Here is a 10168-nt window from a genome sequence, read left to right as displayed (position 1 = left end):
CGCTGCCGATGCGCGCCGGGCACGCGGCGCGGCGCGATCACCACTTGATGGCGTGCCGGTCAGTATTAAAGATCTGTTCGACGTTGCAGGCTCCCCCACGCTCGCCGGATCGCGGCTGCCCGGCCTCCCGCACGCGACGGCTGACGCCACTATTGTGCAGCGCCTGCTGCAGGCGGGCGCTGTGATCGTGGGTAAAACCACTATGACGGAATTTGCCTTTTCCGGGCTGGGCATTAATCCGCATTACGGCACGCCTGCCAACCCGTGGCGGCGGCAGGAAAAACGCATTCCGGGCGGTTCATCATCCGGTGCGGCGGTCGCGGTTGCGGACGGTATGTCAGCCGGCTCCGCAGGCACGGATACCGGCGGCTCAGTACGTATTCCGGCCGCACTCTGCGGTCTGACCGGCTTTAAGCCCAGCGCCAGCCGTATTGACCAGCGGGGCACGCTGCCGCTGGCACCGTCGCTCGACAGTATCGGGACGATTGCTCATGACGTGCGGAGCTGCTGGCTGCTGGACAGCGTTATCGCCGATGCACCGCTGACGCTCGGGCCGCGCAGTCTGGCTGACGCACATTTTCTTATTCCTCAAACCCGCGTGCTCGACGGTCTGGATGAGGGCGTCAGCGCTGCCTGGCAGCGCGCGCTCAGGATACTGCGCGAGGCGGGTGTGACGCTGACAGAGCAGCCGATGCCTCTGCTAAACGAGCTCGATACCCTTAACGCGCGCGGCGGTATCACCGCGTATGAAGCCTGGCAGTGGCACCAGGCGTGGGTGGAGAGAGCCCCGGCAGAGTACGATCCGCAGGTGCTGCTGCGGATCCGGCGCGGCAGCGCGCTGACGGCGCAGGATGCGGAGCAGCTGTATCAGCTGCGCCGGACGTGGCAGCAGCAGGTCAGCGATTTCCTGTTGCCCTTTGACGCGCTGCTGATGCCCACCGTGCCGCTGATCGCACCCACCATTGCCGAACTGGATGATGAAGAGCGCTACCGCGAAGTCAACCTGCTGATGCTGCGCAACACCAGCGTCATCAACATGCTGGATGGCTGCGCCATTTCACTGCCCTGCCATACGCCCGGCGAGGCACCTGCCGGCCTGATGCTGGCGTCAGTTCACAACCAGGATGCAGCGCTGCTTAGCTGGGCCGCTGCTGCCGAATCTGCCCTGCAACGAGGTTTACATCATGAATAATCCCCACGGTATGCTGTTTGTCGCCACCAGTGTGGCACCCGAAGATGATGCTGATTTTAACCAATGGTATGACCATGAACATGTTGAAGAGCGCGTCGCCATCGAAGGCTTTCTCAGCGGTACGCGTTATCGTGCCGTAGCGGCAGCGCGCCGCTATCTGGGGCTTTATGAAACTGCATCGATGGAGACTTTTACCAGCGCCGCCTACCATGCCGCCTTTACGCGCCAGACGGAATGGTCAGTCACTAATCTCAACCGGATGATTAATCCGAAGCGACGGGTTTGCGCAGTGACACACCGGCATGGCCGGGGTCAGGGCGCGCATCTCGCTATTCTGACCCTGCCCGCAGACGCTGAAGGCACGGCGCTGCAGGCGTGGCAGCAGCAGCTGCCGCAGGTGCCGGGCTATATCTCCTCCTGCCTGCTGACGCCGGATGTGTCACTCAGCACGCCGTTGCCGCGCGAAACCGATGCCGATCGTCCGATGCACGCCATGCTGCTGCTGCACTGCGCTGATGAAACCGCCTCTGTCACGCTGGCTGATATGGCCGCGCACACTTTCAATGCTGATGCAGAGCGCTACGCGCTGAGCTGGCAGCTTACCCGGCAGGAGATCTCCTATGAGCAATAATGACTCTGCACTGTCACAGGTCTCGCAGCCTGACGTCGCACACGCTGCCGCTACGGGCGCCAGCAAAACCCGGCGGCTGGCAGCCGCCAGCTCTATCGGTACGGCGCTGGAGTGGTACGATTTTACCGTCTACAACATCATGGCGGCGCTGGTGTTTAACCATGTGTTTTTCCCCAGCTTCGATCCGCTGGTCGGCACCATTCTGGCGTTCTCCACGTATGCCGTTGGCTATGTCTCCCGTCCGGTAGGCGGCTTTATCTTTGGGCATCTTGGCGACGTGGCCGGGCGCAAAGCGGTGCTGGTCACCACGCTGGTGATCATGGGCGTCACGACCGCGCTGATGGGTATGCTGCCCGGCTACGCCAGCTGGGGGATCTGGAGTCCGGTGCTGCTGGTTGCGCTACGGTTTATTCAGGGCATAGCGCTGGGCGGGGAATGGGCCGGTGCGGTGCTGCTCTCGATGGAGCATGGTGACGCCAGCAAGCGCGGGCGTAACGCCTCGTTTGCGCAGGTAGGGCCGTCGTGCGGTACGCTGATCGGCACCGGCTTTATTACGCTTGTGACCCTGTCACTGAGCGGCGAGGCGTTTCAGGCATGGGGCTGGCGTATACCCTTTCTGCTCAGCCTGCTGCTGGTGATGTTTGGGCTGTGGCTGCGCCGCGGCGTGGATGAGACACCCACCTTTAAGGCGATGAAACAGGCAGATAAAACCACGCAGGCTCCGCTTAAAGAGGTGTTTACCCATCATCCGCGCGCGCTGCTGATTGCCGGTGGCTCACGCATCGGATCTGACGTGCTGTATGCGCTGGTGGTGGTCTTTACGCTGACCTACGTCACCACGGTGCTGGAGCTGCCGCGTCCGGTAGCGCTGCTGGCGACTATGCTCGGCGCCATCGGCAATGCGATTACGGTGCCGATGTTTGGTGCTTTATCCGATCGGCTGGGGCGTCGCCCGGTCTATATCGCTGGCGCACTGCTGGGCGTGATCTGGAGCTTTGTCTTTTTTGTTCTGCTCGACAGCTCGCAGCCGGTACTGATTGTGCTGGCGGTAATCGTCGGGTTACTGATCCATGCGATTATGTATGGTCCGCAGGCGGCTTTCGTGACCGAACAGTTTCCCGGCCACGTCCGCTACGCCGGCTCTTCGCTCGCCTATACGCTGGCCGGTATCATCGGCGGCGGCTTCGCGCCGCTGATCATTACCTCGCTTTACCGTGAGTCGGGCAGCACGCTCTGGGTATCACTTTACGTGTCGCTGGCGCTGCTGATCACGCTGCTTGCCCTGTGGAAAGCGAAAGAGACGGCGCATAAACCGCTATAAATGTCGCTGGCGAGGGACCGCCGCATTTTTCCGCATCGGACTATCTTCCGGCAGCACCATCGCAATCTGCGCCAGCGGACCCGGACGTCCGATATAGTAACCCTGTACCGCGTCGCAGGAGAGCGCCTGCAGCTGCGCCATATGTCCGGGAGTTTCCACCCCTTCAGCCGTAACCGACAGTGAATAGGCTTTACCCAGCCCAATCATATTTTCTACTACCTGACGCGCCTGCGGGGATTCACCCAGCGGGAAAATAAACGATTTATCGATCTTGAGGCCATCAAACGGAAACGCGCGCAGATAGCAGAGCGAGGCGTAACCGGTGCCGAAATCGTCAATCAGGAATTTTACGCCGAGCGCTTTAACCGCCTGCATTGTCGCCAGCGTTTTCTCCGGATCGCTCAGCAGCGCGTTTTCCGTCACTTCTATCTCCAGCCGGTGATTGGGCAGGCCGCTGAGCTGCAGCACCTGGGCAATACGTGACGGCAGCGCATCATTCTGGAGTTCCGTCGCTGAGATATTAACTGACACAGAGAGCGTCGGCTCAAACTTAACAATATCGCTGCAGGCGCGCAGCAGCACCCAGTCGCTCAGCGCGCCAATCAGGCCGGTCTCTTCCGCCAGTGGGATGAACTGATCGGGCATCAGCAGACCCAGCCGCGGATGCTGCCAGCGTACCAGCGCCTCAACTGCCGTAACCTGTCCGGCTGCCAGCTCATAGCGCGCCTGGTAAACCAGCGCCAGCTGCTCGCTGTTAATCGCATCGCGCAGCTCATGCTCCAGCTCGCGGCGCTGCACAATCTTCTCTTCCATATCGCGATCGAAAAAGACCCACTGATTGCGTCCGCTGTTTTTCGCCTTATACAGCGCGATATCGGCATAACGCAGCAGATCGCTGGCGTTATCGGCGTCCTGCGGCGCCAGCGCAATGCCGAGACTGGCGCCAATGTGCAGCGTGTTGTCACACACCTCAAACGCATCGTTGATACGTGCTATCAGCTGCTGACACAGCGCGATAATACGATCGCGGCTGTTCATTTCAGGCAGGATCGCCACAAACTCATCGCCCCCCAGGCGTGCCGCCAGTCCGTGACTGCCGAGACAGGCGCGGATTCGGTCCGATACCTCATGCAGAACTTTGTCGCCTGCGGTGTGACCGTAGATATCGTTGACCGGCTTAAATTTATCCAGATCGATCATGATAATCGCCAGGCGATGTTGCGGATCGGACGGCAGGCTGAGTTTGCCCGTCAGAAACTCCTGCATCTGCACCCGGTTAGCCAGCCCGGTCAGCTCATCAAAATGGGAGAGGTAGTGCGCCCGCGCCTGCGCCTCATACTCGAGCGTGATATCCGTAGCGCTGCCGCGGAAACCGCTGACGCCCTGGGTCAGCATCACCTCTTTCAGCGTCAGGTTACAGTAGCGCACGTGCCCCTGCGCGGAGCGGTAGCGGCAACCGGTCAGCGTCAACTGACCACCGGATTGCTGAAACAGCGTCAGACGGCTGCGATATTTCGCGTAATCCAGCAGAAAATCCGCCAGCGTACGCTGTATCCACTCCTGACTGCTGAAACCGGTGACGACCGGAAACCGCCCTGAAATCCAGACAAAGCGCAGCTGGCTGTCCATTTCCCAGATCCAGTCCGTAGTGGTTTCGGCGATGTCACGGAAGCGTCGTTCGCTGGCGCTCAGGGCGAGCTGGCTCTGTCCCAGTAGCCAGGCGCTCTCATCATTAAGCTGCGCTTTACGCAGCGCGCTGCGCATCAGCATCAGCGCGGTAAACAGTGAGAGCAGCATAATCAGCACCAGCAGAGGCAGCAATCCGGTCAGCAGCGCGCCGCCAGGATTTGCGCTGCGCCAGACCAGCGCAACGCGCTTGTCACCCACGGAGAGCAGCAGAGCGGGAGAGGCTGGCTGGCCGGCAGGCGAGGTATCCAGATGGAGGTTCTGAATACCATACTCATGACCCAGCTTAAGCAGCTTCTGTGGCGTCAGGCGATCGGTGAAAATCATCAGCGAAGGCGGACCAGGCAGCGCCGTTACGCTGCGGTCGCCTCCTGGGGTGATCCACGCCGCGCTGTAGAGTGTGAGCTGCCCCTTTGCCAGCACGTAGTCGCTGATCGCTTTACCCGCGCTCGCCTGCAGCTGCGTTTTAATCCGGGGCAGGGGATCGGCGCCCAGCCAGAGAGAGAGCGTTCTCTCTTCCGGCTGCCCACGGATTACGCTGTAGCGCGTTTCATCCTGCGGTGAGATAACAAATACCCCCTCATAGGCAAAGGTATCAAACAGCGAGGCGCCAAGATTCTGATTATCCCATGCCCAGCTGCGATTCAGCGTACGATGCAGATTCTGGTACGCCTCGCCCCACTCGGCGTTATCAGAGAGGTGAAATTGCATGACCGCCTGCCGCGTCTGCAGTGCTTTGTCCAGCAGCAAAGATTGCTGGCGATCGGATTGGCGGTTTAAATCGCTGGCGATAAATATCAGGCTGATAAACGCCCCGGCAAATGCCAGCAGGATCAGCAGTACCATCATCATCATAGGCTGACGGATCAGACCACGCATTTGCCCGCGTGTGGGAGAATCGACAAGAGAGGTCTTCGCTATCATAGGCTTAATACGCCAGTTAAAATGACATTACAAAAGTATGTTCAGGTTATCGGCACAGGCTGGCAAAACCTGATGCGTGAACGTGATGTTGCGCTGTGACAGCCCTGCCGGAGAGCTGGTGCATAAAAGATGCAGGCAGTAAAACTGAATCTGTCGGGTGATATGTAATAAACGGACCTGAATAAATGGGCGTTTCAGTGCTCAGGTTCAAGTATAGCCAGCTCTGCAGGCATAGCAGAGGTATCAAATACCCGGAATGGGTAGCCAGAAATTTTTATAACATTTTGCTGTTTACTTAATATAAATTTAATCTTAATAGGAATAAGCCTTATTGAATGTAAATCTGCGTCAATGTTAATTTGACTTATGTCTATTTATTATTGTCACTGAGAACATCATGCAGGCTCGTATCACTCACCTCGACGGTATGCGCGGTTTGGCTATTCTGATGGTTATCGCCTATCACGCCTGGGCGCGCTGGCCAGAACTGCTGCCTTATGTCGCCACCACTCAGCATCTGCCGCTCTTTTCTTTTGGCTGGGCTGGAGTACAGCTCTTTTTTATGATCTCGGGCTTTGTTATTTTTATGACGCTTGACCGATCGGAGAGCTATTCGGGCTTTCTGCAGAAGCGCTGGCTGCGGCTCTTCCCGGCGATGCTTATTGCCAGCCTGCTGCTTTTTCTGGCCGGCGGATTTTTTCCGGAGTGGTCTCTTATGACCCCCTATGTGAAAAATCTGCTGCCGGGTCTGCTGTTTATTAATCCGGAAACGCTGACGCAGCTGACCGGCATTTCGTTTCACTCTATGGCGGGTTCTTTCTGGTCGCTTTATGTTGAAGCCCTGTTTTATCTGATTATCGGCGCTGTCTATTTCACTGCGGGACGTAAATATTGCCTGCCGGCGCTGATTTTACCGATGCTGTTACTTTCCGGTGCGTCAGTCATTAAGTCACTCGGCTATCCGCTGCTGGTGGATATCATCTCCAAACTGGGATTTATTCATTACGCCTGGTTTATGGTGGGCTGTCTGGTCTACGAGCGTCTGCACGGGCGTGACAGGCGCTACCACTATCTGCTGGTAGCCGTTGCGCTGCTGATCAACTTTAGCTATTACGTGAAAAACAGCGGGGCACTCGCGCTGGTGCCGCTGGTAGCGATGCTGCTGTTTTTCATCGCCAGCTTCAGGCTGCAGCGGATCCAGCACTTTCTTTCGCTGCGACTCTTTACCGCTATGGGCTTTGTCAGTTATGCGCTCTATCTGATTCATGAAAACCTGATGATTGCGATGCTGATTAAGCTTAACCGCTATGTCAAAAGTGACACCGTCATGATGATCATGCCGCCGGTAATGGTTATCGTGCTGGCCGGTGTTGCGTATGTCATTACCCGCTACGCGGAGCCGGCGCTGCGCCGGGCGCTGCAGAAAAAACGGCAGCCGGTCGCACCGGCCGCAGGCAGCGGCATAGAGTAGCGGGCGGGAGGCGAAAGCCTCCCGCTGGTTTTAGACATCCAGGCGGTGGATAACGTTAACAAATTCGTGAACGCCGCTGTTAATTTCCCGCAGGCTGCGCGACAGCATGCCGATTTTTTCCTGCTCAGCTACGACAAACTCACGCACCTCATCCAGCTGCTGATACATCTCTTTTATCAGCAGGCTGTTTTGCTGCACCACTTCGGTAATTTGCCGGGTCGCGGCAGCGGTGGAAGCAGCCAGACGACGTACTTCAGCGGCAACCACGCTGAAGCCGCGGCCTGCGTCACCGGCACGCGCAGACTCAATGGCGGCGTTCAGCGCCAGAATATTTGTTTGTGACGCGATGAGATTAATCGTGTTAACCACCTCGCCAATATTTCTGGCAGACGCATTAAGCTGAACGCCAATTTCCGTCGCAGCATTAACCCGCTGGGCCACCAGACCTGAATTGCGTACGGTTTCGTCCAGAACGTCGTTGGCGTTGTCGGTGATTTGCGACGTTTCACCTGACGTGGTGAGGGCTATATCTGCCACACGCTTTGCGGCCTCCACGCGCGCGGTGATATCAGAGGCAATTTTAATAACTTTATAGACCCGCCCATCCGCATCCACTACCGGGTTATAGCTCGCCTCCAGCCAGATGCGCTCACCGCTGGCGGTTTTACGCTCAAAACGACCGACAAAATGTTGCCCGCGCGCCATTTTTTGCCAGAAATCGGGCTGAGCGTGATAAAAATCGTCATAGCAGAACAGTCGGTGATGCTGACCAACAATCTCTTCACTGCTATACCCCATATGCTGCAGAAAATTGGCGTTGGCGCTGAGGATCTCGCCCTCAGGTGTAAATTCAATCACCGCCATGGAGCGATCCAGCGCGGTGATAACCGCCTCTTTATGCTCCAGCTCCTGATGGCGCGCGGTGATATCGCTGGCGACTTTGATCACCTTATACACCCGGCCTTTATCATCGCTGACCGGAAAGTAGGTCGCGCTCAGGTAGAAACGCTGCTGCTGACGATCGAAGCGCTCAAAAATGCCGGTGATTGACTCACCCCGCGCCAGCGTTTGCCAGAAACGGCGATAGCCCGCTGTCTGACTGTAAAGCGGTGAACAGAAGAGGCGATGGTGCTGGCCCTGGATCTCCTGCAGCTGATACCCCGTCAGCGTCAGAAACAGCGCGTTAGCATCAACAATTTCACCCTCCGGCGTAAATTCAATCCAGGCAACATGCTGTCTGATAGCATTGATATCACGATGAACGCTGGCGCTGTGGCTGAACGGCAGCGCCAGGCGTGAAGTTTTCACCCCAAACATAGATGACCTCTGTCAGATAGTGTGCAGTTAAGTAGCGCGATCGCCTTACAAAGGGTCGCGTAATTTCATTCAGCGCAGAGCCTGTGCCGCGCCGGATGTTTCCCCCCGATTTCCATGTTGTCCTGAGCGCCGGCAGCCGTTAAGCGTAAACGGGCATCAGTCAGGGGGATTTTTTTGAAGTTCAGATTCCCGGTGCTGGCAATAAATGTGGTGCTGAATATATGTTATCGACGGCGGAAAACAAAAACTGAGTAAATTTTCTAATTAAAACGCAGCGGGGGGATTTTACCGTCAGCGGTCTGAAATCAGCCGGGTGCTGCGCTGTCAGGCAATATGTCGCTGCAGCAGAGTGGATCAGGCTGCTTGTTAAAGATGCAAATAAAATATAGGTTATCTCTGCTACAGAGAGCGGATAAGCAGAATGGCAGCTACTGACGGAGAGCTTTGCGATGACGACATCCCTGTGTAAAGAATTAAATCTGCGCTATCCGATTATCCAGGCCCCGATGGCAGGCGTTTCAACTCCGGAACTGGCTGCTGCAGTCAGCAATGCCGGTGCGCTTGGCTCGCTGGGACTGGGCGCCTCCTCTGCGGAAGAGGCTGCACGCCTTATACGGCAGACTCAGGCGCTTACCCGGCAGCCTTTTAACGTCAATCTGTTTTGCCATCCGCCCGCCCTGCGCAACGACGTAGTCGAAAAGGCGTGGATAGCACGTTTCGCCGATCGTTTTGCTGCTCTCGGCGCTCAGGTTCCCGTGAATCTGGAGGAGATCTATCCCACTTTTTGCGGTCATGAAGCGGTGCTGCAGGTCATTGAGGAAACGCGTCCGGCGGTCGTGAGTTTTCATTTTGGTTTGCCACCGGCGGATACTCTGCGACGGCTGAAAGCCTGCCGGATAGTGACCCTGGCAACAGCCACCAGCGTGGCGGAAGCGGAAGCGATCGCGCAGCAGGGAGTGGATATGATTGTGGCGCAGGGCTATGAAGCAGGTGGCCATCGCGGCAGTTTTGCCGTCGATGAGGAGGATCATCAGCTCTCCACGCTGACGCTGGTACAGGCCATCTGTGCGCGGGTTACGCTGCCGGTGATTGCCGCAGGCGGGATCATGAACGGTGCAGCAATCGCAGCAATGCAGGCTCTGGGTGCCAGCGGCGTACAGGCCGGTACCGCTTTTCTTCTCTGCCCTGAATCCGCTACTGCACCCGCCTGGCGTCAGGCGCTCCGGCATGCCGCTGTAACGGGTACTACCATGACTGCGGCAATTTCCGGTCGTGAAGCGCGCGCGCTGCGCAACGCATTCTGCACTATTACACGCGATATCCCCCGCACCGAGATCCCTGCTTATCCGCTGGCTTATTCACTGGGTAAGGCGCTGGCTAAGGCTGCGCTGGCGCAGGGCGAGGCGGGGTTTGGGGCATACTGGGCGGGAGAGGGAGCGGCACTGGTACGCGAACTGCCGGCGGCGGAACTCATCCGGCAGCTGGTCACAGAGTGGCATGCTGCCTCTGGTCAGGGTAGCCCGGCTAATGCGACAGAACGGTCGTCTTTATAACGTGGCAGGAATGCATTATAAACGCGATTGCGTTTCGGACATCTGCTGATTAAATAAAAAAACGGGTGGGACA

General features: G+C 57.6%; 7 protein-coding genes. 5 read left to right on the top strand and 2 right to left on the bottom strand.

Annotated elements, in window-relative coordinates; translation table 11 throughout:
- The 3 genes from HA43_RS10325 to HA43_RS10315 form a co-directional block, all read left to right on the top strand.
- Nucleotides 1-1192: amidase (locus HA43_RS10325; RefSeq protein WP_094111618.1), on the top strand; the 1192-nt coding region annotated here is incomplete at its 5' end.
- Nucleotides 1185-1823 (top strand): DUF4286 family protein, encoded by a 639-nt coding sequence (locus HA43_RS10320; protein ID WP_094111617.1) that lies wholly within the window; start codon nucleotides 1185-1187, stop codon nucleotides 1821-1823. The genes HA43_RS10325 and HA43_RS10320, both read left to right, overlap by 8 nt.
- Nucleotides 1813-3144 carry an MFS transporter gene (locus HA43_RS10315; RefSeq protein ID WP_094111616.1) on the top strand — a complete coding sequence of 444 codons (1332 nt, stop codon included), beginning with the start codon at nucleotides 1813-1815 and terminating at the stop codon, nucleotides 3142-3144. Before HA43_RS10320 ends, HA43_RS10315 begins: the two co-directional genes overlap by 11 nt.
- Here the strand turns inward: HA43_RS10315 and HA43_RS10310 are convergent.
- On the bottom strand, nucleotides 3139-5709 hold the full coding sequence (locus tag HA43_RS10310; RefSeq protein ID WP_244555229.1) for a bifunctional diguanylate cyclase/phosphodiesterase: 2571 nt from the start codon (nucleotides 5707-5709) through the stop codon (nucleotides 3139-3141). The genes HA43_RS10315 and HA43_RS10310 overlap by 6 nt on opposite strands.
- Before the next feature lie 442 nt (nucleotides 5710-6151).
- Here HA43_RS10310 and HA43_RS10305 point away from each other — a divergent pair, with 442 nt between their 5' ends.
- Nucleotides 6152-7225, top strand: a complete 1074-nt coding sequence (locus HA43_RS10305; RefSeq protein ID WP_071668358.1) for an acyltransferase family protein — start codon at nucleotides 6152-6154, stop codon at nucleotides 7223-7225.
- Between the two features lie 30 nt (nucleotides 7226-7255).
- On the opposite strand, the gene HA43_RS10300 is transcribed toward HA43_RS10305, so the two are convergent.
- Nucleotides 7256-8542, bottom strand: a complete 1287-nt coding sequence (locus HA43_RS10300) for a methyl-accepting chemotaxis protein (protein ID WP_094111615.1) — start codon at nucleotides 8540-8542, stop codon at nucleotides 7256-7258.
- Between the two features lie 431 nt (nucleotides 8543-8973).
- Here HA43_RS10300 and HA43_RS10295 point away from each other — a divergent pair, with 431 nt between their 5' ends.
- A complete protein-coding gene (locus HA43_RS10295; protein ID WP_223811796.1) occupies nucleotides 8974-10095 on the top strand; it encodes an NAD(P)H-dependent flavin oxidoreductase in 1122 nt (373 codons plus the stop codon).
- Nucleotides 10096-10168: the final 73 nt, after the last annotated feature.

It is taken from the genome of Pantoea eucrina, from assembly GCF_002095385.1.
Lineage (GTDB): Bacteria > Pseudomonadota > Gammaproteobacteria > Enterobacterales > Enterobacteriaceae > Pantoea > Pantoea eucrina.
Note: the sequence above shows the minus strand (reverse complement) of the source record. Positions and strands in the feature narration are given on the sequence as shown.

Bases quoted from the DNA above. Each gene is read 5' to 3' on its own strand.
- HA43_RS10320 (WP_094111617.1), top strand. From the start codon at position 1,185: ATGAATAATCCCCACGGTATGCTGTTTGTCGCCACCAGTGTGGCACCC.
- HA43_RS10315 (WP_094111616.1), top strand. From the start codon at position 1,813: ATGAGCAATAATGACTCTGCACTGTCACAGGTCTCGCAGCCTGACGTC.
- HA43_RS10310 (WP_244555229.1), bottom strand. From the start codon at position 5,709: ATGCGTGGTCTGATCCGTCAGCCTATGATGATGATGGTACTGCTGATC.
- HA43_RS10305 (WP_071668358.1), top strand. From the start codon at position 6,152: ATGCAGGCTCGTATCACTCACCTCGACGGTATGCGCGGTTTGGCTATT.
- HA43_RS10300 (WP_094111615.1), bottom strand. From the start codon at position 8,542: ATGTTTGGGGTGAAAACTTCACGCCTGGCGCTGCCGTTCAGCCACAGC.